A 19,647-nucleotide genomic window follows, 5' to 3' on the forward strand; every position below is an offset into this window, starting at 1 on the left:
AGTGTTATTCCAATGGAGTCCCTTCGTCGGGGGCTCCGTTTTCCTTTTTGTCCGACCTGCTGTAAAGAATTCCACAGCTGATGGAAGTCAGCGGTATGGTAAACAAAATACCGATGCTTCCTGCTAGTGCCTGAAGAAACTCTACCGTGATCAGTTCACTGTTGAGCAGATCTGCTTTAGAGCCGGAATGGACCAGCAGCAGCAGGATCAAGGACAGCGAACTGCCGATATAGGCAAGAATCAGGGTATTTGCCATGCTTCCAACGATGTCCTGGCCAATGGTGATGCCTGATTTTATAGTTTGCTGCAGTGTGAGCTTATGGGCATGATGGTGCACCTCGCTGAGAGAGGCGGCAATATCAACAGCGATATCAAGGATCGCACCCATTGCTCCGATGGTAATGGCAGCAAACACAATTCCCTTGAGGTTGATAGGATTGCTGGTATCAAGGTAAAGGAGGAAGAAGGACTCACTATCGAGCAGTCCTGTAATCTTTAAAATCTCACTCATCCCTACCGTAATTAGACTCACAGCCAGCAAGCCTCCCATGCAGCCCAGCCCGGCGGCCAATGTTTTTGTATTGGGCCCCTGAACAATGAGTAAGGTCATAAAGGTGATAAAGATGCAGATCGCGATGGAGCTTACATAGATATTATAGCCTGAAATGATGGAGGGAATGAACACAAAGAAAATCGTGCTGCAGGTATAGGCTAAAGAAACGATGGTCCGAAAGCCTTTACTCCTTCCGAAGATCAGTAGAAGAAGTGCGAACGCCGCTGCCAGCCAAACAATTCCGTTAAACCGTTCAAACTCATATAAAAACCAATCAGCGCCGATGACGTATTCTGTTGCATCCCCCAGGTATATGACGTCGCCCTGCTCCACAATACGAATGCTGGATGCCGCATCAGGATCAATGATCTGGCCTGCGGTAACCGTCTCCCCTTTATTCTCTCCATCTATGATCTTACATTCGAAAATGACTGCGCCGTATTCGTTGACATTCACATCAGGAACCGCAGTAACCTCAGCCTTGGAAACGATGAAATCATTTGATTCTGTAAAAAAACTCACATCCTTCATCGCAATCCGGTTACCGGCATAAATCAGTATGAAAGACAGAACAATCACAATAAAGATATAAAATCTTTCCTTCTTGCTTCCGTTATTTCTCATATTTCTCCCATCATTTCCTTTCTCATTTGTATCTCTCGAAACGGCCCTCTTTGTATCATCTGAGCGAACCTTCAGTCCGCCTTTGATAACGCTCATTCCGTTAGTAAGGGACTCAGAAACCATTCCGGTTCAGCCCTACGCGCAAACCCCTCCTCCAGCTCCTTTTGATGATACAGGTACCCGGGGTCGGTAAAGTGTTTTGCTCCGACGGGGCATTTCTTAATGCAGGCACAACATTTGATGCAAATTCCGGAAAGCATCGACACCTGTTCGAAGTCAATGGATCCCATAGGGCATATTTGAGCGCATAGCTTGCAGTCATTGCATACTGCCTCTGTTACCGGTGTCACCTTTCGAATATCTACAGGATTTCCTTTCCGATCGCGGGGCTGATAATACCCGCTATATGGCTGAGGTGTTCCCTTGACTGGAACCGGGCCGAGTCCCCCGTACTCCGCAGCGAATCCGTGCTGTTTCAAGCCTTCCGCCGTCTTTTCGGCGAAGAGCTTGATCAGCTTCAAATCTTCCGCATCCGGTCTGCCTCCTGCCAGCACTTCAGAAAAGGAGTGCTCGCCGATAAACGCGGCAGCAGCAATGGTATGTAGGCCTGCCCGCTCCAGCAGATCCCTCAGTTCAATAAGAGCATCATCGTAGTTCCTGTTTCCGTATAAAACTACCGGCACTGCCAGTGCTCCGTTCCCTCTAATTGTTTCTAAATATTTCAGCAGCACATTGGGAACCCGGCCCGCATATACGGGTGTTCCAAAAACAACCAGTTCTCCCTTGTTGAACTCCGCGGGAGTAGCCCTCCCGGACGGAAGCGTAAAATCAAGCGTCTCAAGACTGGCATCTAGCCCTTCAGCGATCACAACGGCAATTTCCGATATCGTGCGCTTCGTCGTGTCCGTGGCACTGAAATACGCTGCCCACACTTTGTTGATCACCATAACAATCCTCCCTTTTGCCTCTACAGCAGTTCCTGCTCTTTAAGTTAATAACAAACTATGGCCTTATCCCATTCTCAATCCAGTTCAGAAGTTCATCTTCTGTGATGATGGGAACACCAAGCTCCTTCGCTTTCTTGTTTTTCGTTGAATTGGACAGGTTGTCGTTGTTAATGAGATAACTGGTCTTTGAAGTGACAGAATCGGTGGTTTTACCCCCCTGTGACTCAATGGATTCTTTCATCTCATTTCTGTTCTTAAACTTCTCAACAGAACCGGTTATGACAAAGATGAGCCCTTCGAGCAGCATCACACCTTCCGTTTCTGCCGCGACGATCTCTTCCATCTCTAGCTCCTGTAATAGATCCTGCAAAATCTGCTGATTCCTTTCATTTTGAAAAAAGCTCACATAGGCAGTTGCCATGATGCCACCAATCCCATTGATCTGAATCAACTGTTCATAATTTGCACCTTGAATTTCACTCCATACGTAACCGAAATGTCTGCAGATGTTTTTTGCATTGGAAAGGCCAACATTCGGAATCCCAAGACTATAGAGCAGCCGCACTGCAGTGGTTTTTCTTGCTTTATTTACAGAAGCCACCATATTGTTGAAAGACTTTTCACCAAAGCCTTCCATTGTAACAATTTCTTCTTTATATTGATCCACATGGAAAATATCAGCAAACTCCTTGATCAAGCCTTTGCCGATGAGCTTTTCAATCGTCATCTCTGACAAACCGTCAATACCCATTGCATCCCTGCTTACAAAGTGTGTGAAGGACTTCACGTGTTTGGCCTGACATCCTTCATTGGGGCAATAAAGAGACTTGACCCCATTCTCTTGCTTGATCACCGTATCTCCCTCACAGACAGGACAGTGCCCCGGGATGGCAACAGTACCGCTTCTGGTCAGATTTTCAGAAATTTGAGGAATGATCATGTTTGCTTTATAAACTTCTATGGTGTCGCCCAGACCCAGCTCCAGTCCTTCCATAATGCTCAGATTGTGAACACTGGCACGGCTCACCGTGGTTCCCTCCAGCTCAACGGGTTCAAAGATTGCAATCGGATTGATCAGACCGGATAAGTATATTTTTATATTTGTACTTTTGTTTAAATATAGGAGCAAGCCATATAATTTATTATACAGAAAAAATTGATCTTTTTCCAGAGCAATATGGACAACCCGAGCCCTTTACTCTACGTTCGGTGGGAGCAAGCCAACAATGACCTTTTTTGCATTTCCACCAAAGCATTTTATTGGAACCTTCTGAAATATTATCGGGATTTATTCCAACATTTTTTTCATAATCAAATTCAGATAGAAGTTTGGGATGCTTATAAATAGCCGAGTTCTCTTTTGATATTCTTGTCCCAAAACAAAATGGACAAGCTTTTCTTTTCGTCATTGAGCCAATAGGCTCGTACCATTCATGCTTGCCACAGGTCCAGTGCATTTTCTGATTACTAAATGGGAGATAATTATCAGGTTTTAAATCACCATTCTTTTCATAATCCCAATAACTTGCCGCTTCCGGTTCCAGAGCCTTAAAACTGTTCACATCAGGGACCACGAACGAATTATTACAATAAGGGCATTGTTTATTATGTACAACCCTATCATATACCATATCTTCCCATTCATGACCTTCATTACATAGCCACCAGACTCTTTTATTACTTTTCTCTTTAACCTCATATGGTTTCAATTTTCCATTTTTTGTTGGATGCCATTCTAGAGCTAAGTCTTTATGCAATGTTTCAAAATCATTTTGGCCTCTAATTGGAAACCTACCCGAACAATATGGGCAATTATGGCCACTAACCCTTGAATATGCTGCGGCTTCCCATTCATGGCCTTTTTTACATTCCCACCAGACTTTCTTACCCGAGCCACGGGAGACCATCTGGGGTGTCAAATCACCATTTTTTGTAGGATGCCATTCTGATGCTAAAATTGGATCTGTAGTTGCTAAATCATTTTCCCCAACTAATGGGACCTGTTTTGTGCAATAGATACAGCCATGTTTATTATGCGTCCTATCTTTCACTTTCGCTTTCCACTCATGACCTTTTTCACATCTCCACCATACGGGCAATGGATAACTAACATATATTTCTTCAACTGGTATCACATTTTTCTCTTTCAAATATTCTTTGGTTATATTGGGGTAGTCTTCCGCTATATATTTTCTTTTCATCATCATAAACCTATATATTTTTCAGCCTATTGATCAATTCATAACTAATTTTATTATCATTCGTAGAAGAAATGATGCCGGCCACATTTTTTACTTCGTCAATAATCCTATTCTTATTTAATCCGGTGCCATCGTCCTCAAATATTCCGTTTTGTTTTAAAATTGTTTCTGCCTCTCTGTCCCACAATATATGAAGTAAATCTTCTTGTTGTTTGGCCTTTTTGACTAATTCTTGTATCTTTTGTTTTTGACAATCAGTCTTTTCTTTTGAATTAGAAATGCTTTTACTGCATTCGTTATATGTATTCGAAATCTCGCTATTTAATCGTCTTATCTCAGTATCTTTTTCTTGAGTACGATTCTTTAATTTAACATTTTCCTTAATAAGCTCCGTATTCATGTTTGCCATGTTCTCCAGAAGAATATTGAGGTTGTTTAATGCAACCTTTAAATCATCCTTTTTCATTGAAAGATACTTGTTAGCATCAATTTGAGTAAATACAGATTTAGAGAATGATAGTTTTGCATCCGATGTTCCAGTAATTCTTTCGTTCAGATCTTTTAAATACTTTTTCACTTGTGAATTCCTATTAACAACGTAATACTTAAAATTAGCCAAACCCAATTCACTATTTGCATATCGTGCGATTTGAGATGCATTTAATAAGACAGTTCCACCCGTATATGTTACATAGCAATCAATAACATTCTTAATTTCTTCCGTTGTATAATTTTTTGGTCTTCCCATATCATTTGACATTTTAGTTTTCCTCTCTGAATACTCCAATATAAGCATCTTGTAAATTCTCTGCCTCTGCCTGGAGTTGATTTGTTAAAATTTTATATTCTGTCATGCTTCTATGTTCCTTATCGGAGGAGATCCATCCTCGTAACCGTTTTAGCTTTTCCTCCACGGCTGCTTCCTTTTGTTTAATCATTTCTTTACGATCTATAGTGCCTTTTATATAATTACAGATGTTACAGTTGCCTCCAACAGCATAACAATCTTTTAAATCTCCTTGGGTAAAATTAATGGAGAAACATTTCCCTTGATCAACGTTAATACTTTTTGCTAACACATCTCCTAATATCGCGTGCTTCTTACCGTTTCCAACTATTGATTCGACGATTATCTCTTTTCTTTTAGTCATTTCGTACAAGCTATAAGCTCTGCATTTTATAAGATTTTTCATGTTTCCAGAATAATGAAAGATATTGTTTACACATTCATGCCCAGTAATTTCTTTTGCCATTAGTATGTTGCATCCATTGAGCAACATATTTTGCATTGCAATATGTCTGGAATCTCCCAATGTAATTCTCACTATTTCATTTTCCTTTAGTTTATATGCTTCACCTTCAGGGTTTACTTCCTTAAGTTTATCCTTTGTTATTACCTCATAATTGTAGTGCTTCTAAATAATATCACAATAGAAAGTATCGAGTAGATTTGAAAAATGTCTATAATGAAAAAAGCCATAACCAGCTGCGCCATTATTTTTTGCATATATTTCATCAACAAACAAAGAATCTATATTTGAATCTTTATAAGATTTTACTAATCGTTTGTATTTGAAAATCATTCCAGAAATTTTATCTGGAACAGCATATTCATATATTTTATAATCACTCTCTATTTTATAGGTAACCGTTTTACTAGAATTACCTTTCATTTTTGTTCTTCTAATTCTTATATATCGAACACCATTTCTTTTTGTAATGGATTTTTGGGGTATTAAGGTAAATTCAGTGACTCGTACTGGAATAATAAAACTAATATGCCACCACAAATATATTGGGTAATAGAAAATCTTTTCTGATTGTGTAGCAACAGTCTCCCAAAAGTCTTCCAGTATTTTACCAAATAGAAAATAACTTTGATATTCTGCCAAGTCCCTCTTTCTCACAGAATCATATTCAAATATTTCTACATCCCGAATCATGCCTTCACTAGTAAAGGGCATCAGTTCTATAAAATCTTGAATACCTGTCGAGCCTAGTAGGTACCGCTTTGTTGGGACTTTCGACAAACATTCTGTATTATAAAGAAGTTCCTTGATATTATGTAACATCTCTTGTAAAGTACCAATCACGAACTGCCCTAGACAAAAACAAATATAGCATTTTAATATGTCCTTGAATTCACCTACAGAATAATAGCTCATATGTTTCTTAATATAGACTTCATTGAAATTAAAATCTAAAATAACAGCATCTTTTTCATCAGATAAACGCCATGTGTCTTCATGGAATTCGTTGTGAATCACACCATTTTCTCTATACGATCTGAATTTTTCTAAAGCTGTATTCTTTTCTTTATTTCCAATGTTTACTATCGCTTTATGTAGTTTTATATTTTTATTCTGATTAATCAATACTAATAATGCCAATTAAATCATCTCCTAAGAACTTTTTTTGATACTCCGTTATATCTTGTTTATAGGTATATTTCACTATGAACAATACTTCATAAGCAGCGGGAAGTAATTTATTTTCTATTATTGATTTCCACTTAAATTTTTCCGCATTTGTTTTTGCATTCTGAAATCTTTTGATGCTTGAAGCAATCTCCTCACGGAGATCATTTAAGAAAGTTTTTAAATACATTTCCGAACCACAGCCGATGCAATTTTCCTTCTTAGGCATACAGCATTCTTTTCCAAAAGCTTTTTGAATGCAATACACATCATCATTTTTCCCTATGCATTTACCATCAACAATTTCACTTAAAGCTTTTCGAATTTTATCTGATATGTCTTCATTGTTAAAACTGAGTAATAGTTCTGATATTATCTGTTTAGATTTTAATGCAACCTGATTGTCGATCTTTAGCAGTAATTCAATTTCGTAAGGAATCATACCAAGTTCTTTTATCATTTCAGTCTGTTTATAGATATTAGACTTCTCAAATCCATCATACAAGGCACTACATAATAGATAAGGTACAAAGCTGCAAACACCTCTTTCATATAGCACTTGTTTAGTGCATAATTAAACTGTAACAAAAAGCAACCGAAAAGTGTAACACCTGAACGATGCAAAAGAAAATCCATTGTAACACCCTTCCCAGTATCGTATCCTTGAGTTTGAGAGAACTTAAGGAGGACAGAAAGGATGTTAACAATGGACGATATCAAGTATATCAAACGAATGCATGATTGTGAAGGGGTTTCAATAAGGGAGATCATGCGCCGTACCGGTTATCACTATGAAACGATAAAGAAATACCTGGATTTGAATGACTTCAACGAGTCATTCCGTGCACCAAGAGACTCATACTCGCTTCTTGATCCCCTGAAGCCAGTTGTTGATCAATGGCTCACAGATGATTTGAAAGCTCCACGAAAGCAGCGTCACACTGCAAAGCGTGTATATGAGAGGCTGCAGGAAGAATATCCCGATTTAGTAGAGGTGAAGCTGCGCACCGTCCAATACTATGTATCACAGAAGAAAAAGGAGCTTTATCAGTCGCAGCAGAAGGCATATCTTCCCCTTTATCATCCGCCCGGTGAAGCTCAAGCTGACTTTGGTCATTTCAGCTATTACGATAATCATGGAGAACTGGTGGATGCCCTAAAACTCACGCTTTCGTTTCCATACAGCAATCAATCCTACTGCCAGATATTCGGTGGAGAAAATCAGGAGTGTCTGCTGCAGGGAATGAAAAATATCTTCGAGTACATCGGTGCGGTTCCCGTGAGGATCGTATTTGATAATCTATCCACAGCAGTGGCGCAGATGGGCAGCGGCCATGATCGAATCATGACAGAGAAATTTAAGAGTTTTTCTGCGCATTATGGATTCGAGCCATTTTTCTGCAATGGCGGAGCCGGTTGGGAAAAAGGCAATGTGGAAAACAAGGTTGGCTATGAACGCAGAAATCTATTTGTGCCGGTTCCGACCATCCTTGATTTTGAACAGTTTAATCAGAGACTGTTCCAATCCTGCGATAAAGATGCGCAGCGCAGTCACTATGTGAAGGAGGAGCTAATCTGCCAGCTGTTTAAAGAAGAGAAAAAAGATATGATTCCTTTGAATCCGATTCCATTTGAAGTCTTTTCCTTTGGGAGATCGCAGATAAATATGGAAAGGTCGCCTTTGACAGCAACCTGTACTCTGCTTCTCCAAACTATGCGAAGAATACAGTCTATGTAAAAGCGACCAGTAATCGTATCCTTCTTCTAAACGAATCCTATGAGCTCATCATGGAGCATCAAAGGCTTTATGGAAAAGGGAAGGAATCCATGAAATGGCTGCCATATATCGAATTAATGGCCAAGCGTCCAACTGCATTAAAATACACCGCCTTCTATGATGAACTGCCTGACAACTGGAGGAAGTACCTGAATAGTCAAGATGCGGAAGGAAAACGAAAGGGGCTTAATTCACTATCCATGATGCTGAAAAAGCACGATATGAGAACCGCAGCAGATGCCTTGGCATTCTCCATCAACAATGGCGTCAAAGATGCGGACAGTATTCTTGCAAGCTACAGAAGGCTCACTGCCGAAGTACCGCATATGCATCCGCTGCAGATTGCAAATACGGTAATACAAATGCCAACATTCCGGACGGATAACGATCGGTATGACGATCTCTTCAGGAAGGAGGCAAACTCCTGATGAAAGATAGAATTGCAATATTATGCAGGGAGCTTCGTTTAAGTGCAACCTTTGCGGAAAATGCAGTGCAGCTCTCCGGCTCGACAAACCAGGAATACCTGCTTGAGGTGTTGGAAGCAGAAATCCGATATCGCAACCACAAGCGACGAAATCTCCACTTGAAGCAGGCCGGATTTGACAACATAAAAACCTTTGAAAATTATCAATTTGAGAGAATTACGATTCCAAATACATTAACTATAGATGCCTTGAAGTCGCTTGATTTCATAGCCAGAAAAGAAAATCTCATCCTGTACAGCCGAAACGGCGCCGGAAAAAGTCACATGGCAACAGCACTTGGCGTAGAGGCTTGTATGCAGGGGAAAAAGGTGAGATTCTTCAAAACAGCGGCTCTGGTCAATGAACTGACCGATGCCAAAGCATCCGGATCACTGAACAGACTGTTAAAACGACTCAGCAAACTTGACTTGCTGATTTGTGATGAATGGGGTTATCTTCCGTTTGATGCGGAAGGTTCCCAGCTCCTATTTCAGGTAATCGCAGACTGCTACGAAAAGCGCAGCCTGATTATTACAACCAATATTGAATTCAGCAAATGGAATGGAATCTTCTATGATGATCAACTGACAGCTGCTTTAATTGACCGGCTGGTACATCACAGTCATTTGGTTGTTTTTGACCGTGACAGTTGGAGATTTGAGCATTCACTTATGAAGGATTCGGCAACAAACTAAACGCTGAAGGGTGTTACACTTTTGCTTTGCATTTTGTTACACTTTCCGGTTGCAGAAAACAAGCACTCTTGTAATATCGTCAATAGAATATCCATCCATCTTTGCTGTAAGGTATTTAGATGTTACTTCTGGTAATGATCCCAGACCTCCTTTGTGGCTTCTGGCATATGCGGCGAGCAAATAACCATTATTGCTCTCGTCGCCGATTTCCATAATTCTTTCAAGGTAAGCTTTATTCGCCTTTCTGTTTGAAATAATTTTTCCTTCAAAAAGACCATTATATTCTATCCCAAATAATGCGACCGCGTATTTGGGATTACCAGGGTGATAACAAATGGGACTACCTTTTCCCTCTAATATTGAATGCGCCTCACATAATGCTAGAAGCATTCCGATTGTTGATTTGTAGCTTTCTGGAATATGCATTTTTAAGTCAGGTGTACCCGGGTATTCTTCCCTTTTGCTGGGCTCTCTATTTTCAAATTCAACCCTTAAAACTAATTCGTCAGCGTAAGAACTCCATAAAGATTCACTATGATCATTTTCTCTAACCATTCGTATGATTTCTTCTGGTGATTGTCTCAATGTTATATGTGGTAGCCTTTCCCGAATGTCTTTCGAGCGCCAGCCACAAGCATAGTGCATTGCATGATATAACCATGTTGTTGCAATTGGCTTAGATTTAGACGCCTTAACCAACATATTCTTTTCTTTCCAATAATCCTCATTAAATATAATGTAAGCCAATTCTAAATAAAGAGCATCACCATAAGCTGAAGTATCTTGCTTAGTTACATCGACATATTGATCAAACTCGTGAAGCATAGAAAATCTACATTGATACATTTGTCTCACAGAAAATAATAATTTAGAAAACAAAATATTAGCTATTTTCGTAATGTTTTCATTCGCATATATCATATATTCATTGATTTCATCATCAGTATAATCACTTATCTCCTTTTTAAGGGTTAATCTTAATAAATTTGTTAATTCGTTAATACCATTCATAAGCGAAGGTATGGTTTCCTCTGAAAGTTGAATCAATGCCGCCTTAGTTTTTTTATAGTTGCGGAAGAAATTGTCCTCCAGAAGGATTCTGAACTTCTCTCTTTTCGACTTGTTATATAATTTTAATTTTAATATTATATTGCTTTTAAATTCCTCTTTATCAACTTTATTCATATAAAATTCTATTGGGCTATATTGTCTTGAGACTAGCCTATACCAAACTTTAATTCCGAAATAATTTAATCCAGCATAATATGAATGTAGTTCTTGATATTTTGCATATTTTTTACGATCTGTAAAATCAATATCTATATCATTGTTTTCTTTTATGCATTCCGCTATAATTTCCTTTAGCCCAACCATCGTTTTATCTAATTCATAGGCTCTTAGAAAATCGGCTTTTGCCATATAGGCAACATTTAGATAATTAATAACAGTAATATCCATTTCATTCATATTGCGAATTAATGTATCTGCTGCCAAACCAAAATACTTAGATGCAATATTAACTGATATGTAATCCCCTCGATCAATTACCTTGAAATTCATAGAAACTTTCCCTCTTTATCGCATTCATTATTTCGTTTCCAACTACTTCACTTGCTTTTGCATATAGGCGCATTATTTCTCCCTTATTCTGTAAATATTCAAAAGAACTTTCAAGTGAAGAATCGCCACGCCAGAATGCTATTCCATTAAGGTCTTCTTCATTTAATACGAGCTGTACAGTAAACCAATGCCTAAATGCGTGTAACCCCCAATTCTTTTCATTAAGCATCATTCCAAATACTTTTAATTCTAATTCATCTGAAATTAGTAATTCAGGCAGAACAACTTCTTTCATAATTCTTTTTATTCTTTTACAATATGACTGTTCCGAAATGGCCATCTTTTTTCCTGTTTTAGTGTTAATACTTTTATTTACAAACAACGGCGCTTCAGGTTCTAAATACTTTTCATTAATTAATTTCAAATGGCCTTCATATGCTGCTTGTACTATTTCGAGAAAAATAGGATAAACATTTTGCCTTCGTTCTATTTTAATGCTTCCGGCGTATTTTCCATCGCTCCTTAGGATATATTCCTTCGTTAAATCAATCTCAAAACTGGTAAATACGCCGTTTTCTTTGACATATCGAATTCCACCGGGGTAAATGCTATTTGCTCTTCTTGTATTCACAACTTCACCGGTTCTAATTCCCGAACAAAGCTCCAATACTACCCCTAAAAATAGCTCCGGCTCTTCCCTTTTTACTGCTCTAAGAATGATGGGTATTGCTTTTTGGGGAATGTCTCTTAATAAATCCTTATTCCCTTTCCCCATATAAACAGCTGGTATTTCATACTCCCAAGCCGTCCGGCTTCTTCCCTTTCTTTTAAATGCATTCGAACTTTTTGATTCTAACAAAACTTTTCTCACATAAAAATGCTCATTATAATCACCTCGTTTCTCTTTAAGGTTCTTCATAAAATGACAAATGGCATTTCTTTCTTTTTCAACTGATTGTCTACCAATATATTGGCCCGATGAGGTTTTGCTTTTTGAGTATCCCTTAAGATAATCAATCGCAGCCTGGAAAGGAATATCTGTTACTTTATCAGCTTTATATCTCCCATGATGTGTTAAAAGAGAATATGTTAAAAAATTGCACACTCTCCGAATGTCATCTTCGGTATTTCCATATAAATATTCAGAATCATTGGTCGGCTTAACATACTTATCAAACGTTGTCATTTTAATTATTTGATCTTGGAACTTAAGACATATTAAAAATGTATCGTGCCTCGCTCCATTTTCTTCTGCCCAGGCATAATGGTATGGTGAAAATTTTAAGTCACTTAAATAATTCACTGTTCCTCACCTGGTACCGTCAAGTTTTTTGCGCAAAATTGATTTTGCCGCCTAGTTGCCAGCTATTAGCCAGCCATGTTTTCTGATTCGGATTCTTCTGTGCTGCAGTTTTCAAGATGTTTCATATTCATATACCGCTTAATGCCCCATTGGGTTCCTGTAACATGGCGTAAGCGGGCACAGACTAGCATCAGGGCAGAGTTCCCGTCGGGAAAGGTGCCAACCACTCTGGTTCGGCGCCTGATCTCTCGGTTGATCCGCTCTACCAGATTTGTGGTGCGGATCTTCAGCCAGTGTTCGTAAGGGAATGCCATGTAGGTAAGTGTTTCTTCAATTCCTTTTTCCAGCTTATCCGCAGCTTCTTTAAGCTTCATTTGCCTCAGTTCTTCGATAACAGCCTTAGCCTTTTCTCTAGCGGCTTTCTTGTTTTCCTGGCTATGAATCGCCTTAAGCATTTTGGCTACTGACTTCATCTTCGAGCGAGGAACAACGGAAAACATGTTGCGGTAGAAATGAACAACGCAGCGCTGGTATTTTGCATCCGGATAGACTTCACCGATCGACTCCAACATTCCTAGGCATTTGTCACCAATCACCAGTTTAACCCCGGTAAGTCCTCGGCTTTTCAGCCATTTGAAAAACTCTGTCCAGCTAGCCTTGTCTTCCTTCATACCTTCCATTGCACCAATTACTTCACGATATCCGTCCTCATTGACTCCAATTGCAATCAGGATGGCCACATTCTCGTATTCGCCACCCCAGTTCCGTTTGAGATAGATCCCGTCAACATACACGTAAGCATATGAGCTATGAGTAAGCTGCCGGTTTCTCCAGTTTTCTATATGTACATATGCTTTTTTGTTGAGTTCGCTGATGGTCGAAGGAGATACTTTGGTACCCCATAGCGCTTCCGTTATATCTTCAACTCTTCGAACGGATACCCCGGCCAGGTACATCTCGATCAGTGCTTCTTCCACTGAACTTTCTCGGCGGCGATACCTTTCGATAATTGCAGTTTCAAAGGCAACTCCTTTTAGCTTTGGCATCTTCAGGGTTACTTCTCCTGAGGTGGTTGCCAGATTACGGTCATAATGTCCGGCACGGTAACCCTCACGCTCAGCAGTACGCTCATATTTACTGGCATTGATCAGTTCTTCAGCTTCTTTCTCTAAAAGCCCATTTAGAGTTTCTTCTACGCTGGATCTGACGAGTTCCTTTAATTCGTCTTTGATTATTCCCTCGTTTAGTTGTATAATTTTTTCAGACATGTCCCTCAGCCTCCTTTGGCAATTGGTTTGTGGTGAATTAATTTTACCAAACGGCTTTGGGCATGTCTATTTTTTTACCCTTTATTCAATTTGCGCAACTTATTGTACCTTATCCCTCACCTTGATTAAAACTCAAAATATATAACGTCATATTATTTATATAGTGTCGAAATAAAATTAAAAGAACACCTGACGGTGTTCTTTAATTGAATATTATTTTTTGATTTAATTTTCTACATATTTTGGATTTCGACATAATAAAACCTCTTAATTTTATTGATAAGATGGTAACATATATCAAACTACTTTTCAAGATGCAAATGTTATAACCAAAATTGTTCTGCTTAATTTATCTTAACAGCATTATTTTATATAAACCTGCAGCAATGATCATCGCTCGTTTTGCACAAAGGTCGCTCGTAATCCACGTTAAATTTTTTACAGAACATCATCTATCTCGCATTATAATGATCCGAGCTCCAACGCATTCATCTGCTCCCATATATCGTGCATAGGACAATACGTAATATCGTTTTATTCTCCGGATCTTTCTCCCATAAGATTGAGATCATATCCCTCATCAGGGTAAAAAACACAAAATTATTTTCATTAATAACTGCTTAATTTATCCACTAAAAAGTATTTATTGCCTTCTCAATGCTTCTTATACCATTGTCGATTAATTCATTTAAATACCATCGTTTGTTTTTGCATTCCTCTTTTAGTGGTGCAGGTTGCGGATTTTTATGTGATATATCCCAATCATGAAATTCCACAATACGTTTCCACTCTTCATCGACCATTTGGATCAATCGTGCTGCATTCCTTATACTCTTATCTACCGCTTGGAATGAACTCTGCTGCTCATATGTTAAAAAGGGTAATATCCCAGCCCTAACAATAGCATTCCAAGCTTCGAGTCTAAAATGCAAAGTCCCAGCATTAACGGCTTCAAAAGCACTTTTAATTGGTGGATTTTCAAAAAGATATTTTTTTAAATCATCCATAACTTCTTTATTGTATTCAAGCTCATCTTTTAAATGAAATAAGTACGCTTCTTTTGAGTATCCTGCGCTTGTCATAAAACACTCCCTCAATTCATCAATTGACATTGGTTGTTTACCACTATGGTTTCTTTTGTAAAAACCGCTACCTCCAGGCAAAACCATATGTGGTACGTTTGTACCTTCACATATGCGAATAATAATTATGTATCTATCATTTTTCGTTTTAATAGGCTTAATTTCATACTTTAGCCGAGGCGTAACACAATCTCTAAGAATACTTTCAATTTTAAGCTTCAAAGTGTCTAAACTATCAATTGGTAACCCAATTATTCTGGGTTTTCCATCGCAGTCCTCAATGCCAAATATGATATCTCCACCCCCTGAATTAGCCATCGCCGTCAAATCATAAAGAAATTCAACTCTAGCGCTCCTTGTATCAAAATTAAACTCTCTTTTATATTCCAAAGTTTTTGATTCAACGACTTCATCATTAATTAGATTATCAATATTGTCCATTGAAATATTATTAATATCAATATGAAATATGGACATTATTTGCCTCCTTTGAATTAATACTATATTTATAAGTATCTGTTTATGTCCTTCAGAAGTTAAGATATTTTATAAAGAAGGTTCTATGTTTTTAGTGTTATGCACATTAAAACATTCTTTTATTGTATCCTCCCTACCTTTAGGTACAACATTACTTGTTTGGTCAAATATATTTAACATATCAGTTTTGAATGAATTATCAGCTATTATTTCCAGTTCATCAAAACTCGCTGAATATTCCGGAGCCAATGACTCCACCTGACCGGTCACAGGAAACCGCTATTCCGGTTTAAAGGGAACCAACATTCCGGTGCTGGAAACCGTTTAAATATATTTCCTTTATAATGTATCCATGCACTTTTGGTGTAAATACATATGAAGGAGGTCATGACCTATGACCAAATATCGAGAAATCCTCAGATTACACAGCTTAGGATTCAGTCAACAGAACATTGCATACAGTTGCAGCGTCTCCAAGAAAACGGTTAATCGAGTCATTCAGAAAGCAAATGAGATAGCAATCTCGTGGCCACTCGATGACAACCAGACCGATGAAGTCCTCGCTGGTATTCTATTCCCGGCAAAGGGTCGGCGATCAGATACTGCTAACAGAGGTTTGCCTGACCTAAACCACATACGCAAAGAGCTGCTCCGGAATGGAGTCAGTAAAAAGCTCCTGTGGACCGAATACATGGAGGATTGCCGTCTCAACGGCGAGGAAGCACTCATGTATTCCCAGTTCTGTTATCACATTCAGCAGGATGAACAGAAACGTCGTGCAACGATGCACATCAATCGTAAGCCTGGTGAACAGGTTGAAGTTGACTGGGCTGGTGATCCTGCTTATATCACCGATCCTGATACCGGCGAAATTATCAAGGCCTACATTTTTGTTGGTGTAATGACTTACAGCCAATACACATATGCCGAAGCTTTCATTAATGAGAAGCAACAGGCATGGATTACTGCTCACGTCCACATGTATGAATACTTTGATGGCGTTGCAAAGATCGTCGTACCAGACAATTGTAAAACTGCCGTGGTGCACAGTGGCGACTGGTACGACCAGCGTGTAAATTCTGTATACCATGAAATGTCGGCACACTACGGCGCCGCTATCATACCTGCAAGAGTTCGAAAACCCAAGGACAAACCAAATGCAGAAGGAAATGTGAGTCATGTGTCTACATGGATAACAGCCGCTCTGCGTAATGAACAGTTCTTTTCTCTGGCGGAGTTAAATGCTGCCATCAGAGAGAAACTAAAAAAGTTCAATGCAAACCTTTTTCAAAAGAAAGAGGGTAGCCGACTCAGTTTGTTTCTTGAGGAAGAAAAGCCATTACTGGCACCGTTGCCTGCTACCCGCTATGAACTGGCAGACTGGAAACAAGCCACCGTTCAGTTTAATTATCACATATCCATCGACGGAATGCTATACTCAGTTCCATATGAGTACATCAAACGTAAGGTCGATGTAAGGGTAACGGACAAATCAATTGAGATTTTTTACAACCACACTCGCATTGCCTCTCATCCACGTCTTTATGGACGTAAGGGGCTGGTCGATATCGAATACAGCAGCAGAAAGAATAACCGTCTGAGAAGACTGATCAGGAATGCTGAATTCGACCAACCTGAAGCAAGTGTCATGGATATCGACTATACTTCAGGACGCAAGTTGAATAAGTCTTTGATTCAAAGGCTGGCAACCTGCGAGTATATTACTGAGCATCGGAATCTTTTTATTACCGGTGCAACAGGAAGTGGTAAAAGCTATATGGCTTGCGCTTTAGGCATGTGCGTATTCCGGAACATCCGGACAGCAATTCCGGAAACATCCGGACACGAAACCGGAAGTATCCGGACACTTTGCCGGCTAAATTGATTGTAAAATAATTGCTGCTTTTCGGCAACAAATATTGTCAGTATTTAGAATTCGAGAGCGTCCCGCATTTTCTTGGCAGCCATAACTTCTCGTATAGAAATCTTCGAGTCAAGTTCGAGGATGTAGGAGTTATGGATGATCCGGTCCATGATGGCGTCGGCAATCGTCGGATCGGGGAAAAGCTCATACCACTGACCATGAGAGATTTGCCCGGCGAGGATCATCGAGCCTCTGTTGTAGCGGGATTCAGCAATCTCCAGTATGTCACGGCTTTCCTCAAGACTGTAGGATTTCAGCCCAATGTCATCAAGGATCAGAAGGCGGGTGCTTTGAAGCCCTTTCATAAATTTTGAGTATTGAGTTTGAGCTTTTGCATCCTGGATTTCCAGAAGCAATTCCGGAATCCTGTAATATTTAACGGTATATCCTTTCCTGCAGGCATTGCTGCCAAAGGCACAAATCAGATAGGTTTTACCGCATCCGGTCTTGCCGGTAGTGATGATGTTCAGCGATTTCTCAATGAAGTTGCAGCTTGCAAGCTCAAGTATAGATTGCTTCTCAATTGCTCTGTTTGCTGTGTATTCAATGCCCTCAATGCTGGCATTTAAGCTGAGGGAAGCATTCCGAAGCAGGCGTTTGATCTTGGAGTTCTTCTTGGCCATCCACTCTTTTTCGACCATAAGGCCAAGCCGTTCTTCAAAGGATAGCCCCAGATCAGAGGGATCAGGCTCGCTCAGCATCTGCGCCATAGACTTGAGCTTCATATCCCGTAGTTTTTCAATGGTTTGATTGTTAAGCATTCTTTCCACCTCCGGCATACGTTCTGGCTCCTCGTAAGTTGGTATTTGATACGATCTTCTCAACTTCGGGGGATGCTTTCAACGCCTTTTGTCTGAGGATGATGCTGAAATATTTGTAGGTGCAGGTTCCCTTGTCGATTGCCTCCTTGCTTGCTGCTTCGACAACTTCGGAAGGATAATCAGATGCGAGACGCATGATGCCCATGCAGGATCTGTAGGTCTGTACCGGATACTCCCTGCTATCAAGAATATTGGCAATCAGATGCCTGGTCTTTGGCCCGATCTTTTCGGCCCATGACAAGTACCGTTCGGAGCTCCATCCGGTAACTGCCTTGTGGGATTCCGGCATATGCTCCGGCAACGTGGTATACCGTTTGAAAGTATTGAAGTTTCTCTTGTGAGCGGCAATCCGCTCGCCGCAGGCGAAGATTTCTATGACAGAAGCGGTTGCCCGTACTCTTGAGATTTTGCCAATGTTGGAATAATGGACGCTGTAGAAAAAGCCCTGATATTCAACATGATAATTAAAAGCAACTTTAGCATCTGCCCAGTCGGCATACTCGTACCGGGCGGCGGGAAGCGGCTTTAAGGCCGGCTTATCAATGGCTTCAAAAGCTGTTTTCCGGTTCCCTTCAAGCTTTTGAAATGGCCGGTTTATCAGCTTGTCAAGTTCGATCGCTATGGCCTGATTGATCTCCATGACACTAAAGAATCGACGGTTTCGGAGTGCTGCTATGATACGCCTTGACACATTGCCGACCATATTTTCATCAGCGGCTTTGTCTTTGGGTTTCCTCGGCCTTGCCGGTACCAGAGCAACTCCGTAATGCCGGGCCATCTCGGTATAGCTGGCATTGAGAAGTGGATCCACGAGATCCGGTGTTTTAACCGCAGTCTTTGTATTATCGGGAATGACAACCCTCGGTACGCCGCCGTAATGCTCGAAGGCTCTGACATGAGCATCAATCCAGTTTGGCTGTTTCATATCCCCATAGGCATAAGCAAAGGGATATGCTGACGCCGGGAGAACCGACACAAATATATATGCAACTTTCTCTTCCCCTGTGGGAGCTTCAATGTATGGGATTGTGCTGCCCGCCCAATCTACCTGCATTGACTCTCCGGCTTTATGTTCAATATGCAGGGAGATTTGGTTGGTTTTCTTAAAGCTTCGATACCGTTCGCAAAACTGGGTGTACATGAGGCCATCAGGATTATCCCGCTTGTACTCTTCCCAAAGGAGCATCAGAGTTACATGCTTCCGCTTCATCTCGCTGAAGATGTAATTCAAATCCGGCTCAGCAGCCACTTTTCTGACTTCTGCCGGAGGATAAATCAGGGACAGGAGTTCTTTATCGTTAAGATCGCAAGGCCAAGAGATTTTAGCGTTCTGAGCTCTCCTCAGTACATCGTCCACTGTTGATTTTCCGCAATTGCATGATGCGGCGATATCCCTTAGCGATAACCCTGCATCAAATTTTAGCCTGAGTATTTCTTTGACTTTTGACATGTCCAGCCTCCTCATACTTGGCCCTCCTTAAAGTGTGATACTTTAAGGATACCAGTTAATTTGTCAGCCAGGCAAGGTGTC

The 19,647-nt window shown here is 40.1% G+C and carries 17 protein-coding genes and 2 pseudogenes; 4 read left to right on the forward strand and 15 right to left on the reverse strand.

Annotated elements, in window-relative coordinates; all coding sequences use genetic code 11:
* Window positions 1-4: 4 nt before the first annotated feature.
* The 8 genes and pseudogenes from FRZ06_11285 to FRZ06_11320 form a co-directional block, all read right to left on the reverse strand.
* Window positions 5-1,300: a YibE/F family protein gene (locus FRZ06_11285; GenBank protein ID QOX63874.1), complete on the reverse strand. Its 1,296-nt coding sequence runs from the start codon at window positions 1,298-1,300 to the stop codon at window positions 5-7.
* Entirely contained in the window at window positions 1,270-2,124 is an 855-nt protein-coding gene (locus FRZ06_11290) for a ferredoxin (GenBank protein ID QOX63875.1), read from the reverse strand. Before FRZ06_11290 ends, FRZ06_11285 begins: the two co-directional genes overlap by 31 nt.
* Before the next feature lie 55 nt (window positions 2,125-2,179).
* Window positions 2,180-3,208, reverse strand: a pseudogene (locus FRZ06_11295) (NAD-dependent DNA ligase LigA).
* Window positions 3,209-3,266: 58 nt separating this feature from the next.
* Entirely contained in the window at window positions 3,267-4,331 is a 1,065-nt protein-coding gene (locus FRZ06_11300) for a hypothetical protein (GenBank protein QOX63876.1), read from the reverse strand.
* Window positions 4,332-4,335: 4 nt separating this feature from the next.
* Window positions 4,336-5,085, reverse strand: a complete 750-nt coding sequence (locus FRZ06_11305; GenBank protein QOX63877.1) for a hypothetical protein — start codon at window positions 5,083-5,085, stop codon at window positions 4,336-4,338.
* Between the two features lies 1 nt (window position 5,086).
* Entirely contained in the window at window positions 5,087-5,578 is a 492-nt protein-coding gene (locus FRZ06_11310) for a hypothetical protein (protein ID QOX63878.1), read from the reverse strand.
* Window positions 5,579-5,740: 162 nt separating this feature from the next.
* Window positions 5,741-6,715: a hypothetical protein gene (locus FRZ06_11315; protein QOX63879.1), complete on the reverse strand. Its 975-nt coding sequence runs from the start codon at window positions 6,713-6,715 to the stop codon at window positions 5,741-5,743.
* Window positions 6,693-7,202 carry a hypothetical protein gene (locus FRZ06_11320; GenBank protein ID QOX63880.1) on the reverse strand — a complete coding sequence of 170 codons (510 nt, stop codon included), beginning with the start codon at window positions 7,200-7,202 and terminating at the stop codon, window positions 6,693-6,695. The genes FRZ06_11315 and FRZ06_11320 overlap by 23 nt, the downstream gene beginning before the upstream one ends.
* 237 nt (window positions 7,203-7,439) lie before the next feature.
* Here FRZ06_11320 and FRZ06_11325 point away from each other — a divergent pair, with 237 nt between their 5' ends.
* The 3 genes from FRZ06_11325 to FRZ06_11335 are packed head-to-tail and all read left to right on the forward strand — an operon-like array spanning window position 7,440 to window position 9,681.
* On the forward strand, window positions 7,440-8,480 hold the full coding sequence (locus tag FRZ06_11325; protein QOX63881.1) for an IS21 family transposase: 1,041 nt from the start codon (window positions 7,440-7,442) through the stop codon (window positions 8,478-8,480).
* A gap of 50 nt (window positions 8,481-8,530) precedes the next feature.
* Complete coding sequence (locus tag FRZ06_11330) at window positions 8,531-8,947, forward strand: hypothetical protein (protein QOX63882.1); 417 nt, start codon at window positions 8,531-8,533, stop codon at window positions 8,945-8,947.
* Complete coding sequence (locus tag FRZ06_11335; protein ID QOX63883.1) at window positions 8,947-9,681, forward strand: ATP-binding protein; 735 nt, start codon at window positions 8,947-8,949, stop codon at window positions 9,679-9,681. The genes FRZ06_11330 and FRZ06_11335 overlap by 1 nt, the downstream gene beginning before the upstream one ends.
* Before the next feature lie 36 nt (window positions 9,682-9,717).
* Here FRZ06_11335 and FRZ06_11340 read toward each other — a convergent pair whose 3' ends face one another.
* The 5 genes from FRZ06_11340 to FRZ06_11360 all read right to left on the reverse strand — a co-directional run bounded on the left by FRZ06_11340 (window position 9,718) and on the right by FRZ06_11360 (window position 15,620).
* Complete coding sequence (locus tag FRZ06_11340; GenBank protein ID QOX63884.1) at window positions 9,718-11,241, reverse strand: hypothetical protein; 1,524 nt, start codon at window positions 11,239-11,241, stop codon at window positions 9,718-9,720.
* Window positions 11,222-12,544, reverse strand: coding sequence for a hypothetical protein (locus tag FRZ06_11345; protein QOX63885.1), 1,323 nt, complete (start codon window positions 12,542-12,544; stop codon window positions 11,222-11,224). Before FRZ06_11345 ends, FRZ06_11340 begins: the two co-directional genes overlap by 20 nt.
* Window positions 12,545-12,609: 65 nt before the next feature.
* Entirely contained in the window at window positions 12,610-13,812 is a 1,203-nt protein-coding gene (locus tag FRZ06_11350; protein QOX63886.1) for an IS256 family transposase, read from the reverse strand.
* Between the two features lie 632 nt (window positions 13,813-14,444).
* Entirely contained in the window at window positions 14,445-15,371 is a 927-nt protein-coding gene (locus FRZ06_11355; protein ID QOX63887.1) for an ATP-binding protein, read from the reverse strand.
* Between the two features lie 69 nt (window positions 15,372-15,440).
* Entirely contained in the window at window positions 15,441-15,620 is a 180-nt protein-coding gene (locus FRZ06_11360; GenBank protein ID QOX63888.1) for a hypothetical protein, read from the reverse strand.
* A 145-nt stretch (window positions 15,621-15,765) separates the two neighbouring features.
* Here FRZ06_11360 and FRZ06_11365 point away from each other — a divergent pair.
* Window positions 15,766-16,923: pseudogene (locus FRZ06_11365) on the forward strand (IS21 family transposase).
* 377 nt (window positions 16,924-17,300) lie between these two features.
* Here FRZ06_11365 and FRZ06_11370 read toward each other — a convergent pair.
* Together FRZ06_11370 and FRZ06_11375 are read right to left on the reverse strand one after the other, a co-directional pair.
* Window positions 17,301-18,074 carry a hypothetical protein gene (locus FRZ06_11370; GenBank protein QOX63889.1) on the reverse strand — a complete coding sequence of 258 codons (774 nt, stop codon included), beginning with the start codon at window positions 18,072-18,074 and terminating at the stop codon, window positions 17,301-17,303.
* Complete coding sequence (locus FRZ06_11375) at window positions 18,049-19,581, reverse strand: IS21 family transposase (GenBank protein ID QOX63890.1); 1,533 nt, start codon at window positions 19,579-19,581, stop codon at window positions 18,049-18,051. Before FRZ06_11375 ends, FRZ06_11370 begins: the two co-directional genes overlap by 26 nt.
* Between the last annotated feature and the right edge of the window lie 66 nt (window positions 19,582-19,647).

The organism is Clostridiales bacterium (assembly GCA_015243575.1).
Lineage (GTDB): Bacteria > Bacillota > Clostridia > Peptostreptococcales > Anaerovoracaceae > Anoxybacterium > Anoxybacterium hadale.

Excerpts from the sequence above, each read along its gene's own strand:
- FRZ06_11285 (QOX63874.1), bottom strand. The coding sequence starts at position 1,300 with ATGGTTTCTGAGTCCCTTACTAACGGAATGAGCGTTATCAAAGGCGGA.
- FRZ06_11290 (QOX63875.1), bottom strand. The coding sequence starts at position 2,124 with ATGGTGATCAACAAAGTGTGGGCAGCGTATTTCAGTGCCACGGACACG.
- FRZ06_11300 (QOX63876.1), bottom strand. The coding sequence starts at position 4,331 with ATGATGATGAAAAGAAAATATATAGCGGAAGACTACCCCAATATAACC.
- FRZ06_11305 (QOX63877.1), bottom strand. The coding sequence starts at position 5,085 with ATGTCAAATGATATGGGAAGACCAAAAAATTATACAACGGAAGAAATT.
- FRZ06_11310 (QOX63878.1), bottom strand. The coding sequence starts at position 5,578 with ATGGCAAAAGAAATTACTGGGCATGAATGTGTAAACAATATCTTTCAT.
- FRZ06_11320 (QOX63880.1), bottom strand. The coding sequence starts at position 7,202 with ATGATAAAAGAACTTGGTATGATTCCTTACGAAATTGAATTACTGCTA.
- FRZ06_11325 (QOX63881.1), top strand. The coding sequence starts at position 7,440 with ATGTTAACAATGGACGATATCAAGTATATCAAACGAATGCATGATTGT.
- FRZ06_11330 (QOX63882.1), top strand. The coding sequence starts at position 8,531 with ATGGAGCATCAAAGGCTTTATGGAAAAGGGAAGGAATCCATGAAATGG.
- FRZ06_11335 (QOX63883.1), top strand. The coding sequence starts at position 8,947 with ATGAAAGATAGAATTGCAATATTATGCAGGGAGCTTCGTTTAAGTGCA.
- FRZ06_11340 (QOX63884.1), bottom strand. The coding sequence starts at position 11,241 with ATGAATTTCAAGGTAATTGATCGAGGGGATTACATATCAGTTAATATT.
- FRZ06_11350 (QOX63886.1), bottom strand. The coding sequence starts at position 13,812 with ATGTCTGAAAAAATTATACAACTAAACGAGGGAATAATCAAAGACGAA.
- FRZ06_11355 (QOX63887.1), bottom strand. The coding sequence starts at position 15,371 with ATGTCCATATTTCATATTGATATTAATAATATTTCAATGGACAATATT.
- FRZ06_11370 (QOX63889.1), bottom strand. The coding sequence starts at position 18,074 with ATGCCGGAGGTGGAAAGAATGCTTAACAATCAAACCATTGAAAAACTA.
- FRZ06_11375 (QOX63890.1), bottom strand. The coding sequence starts at position 19,581 with ATGAGGAGGCTGGACATGTCAAAAGTCAAAGAAATACTCAGGCTAAAA.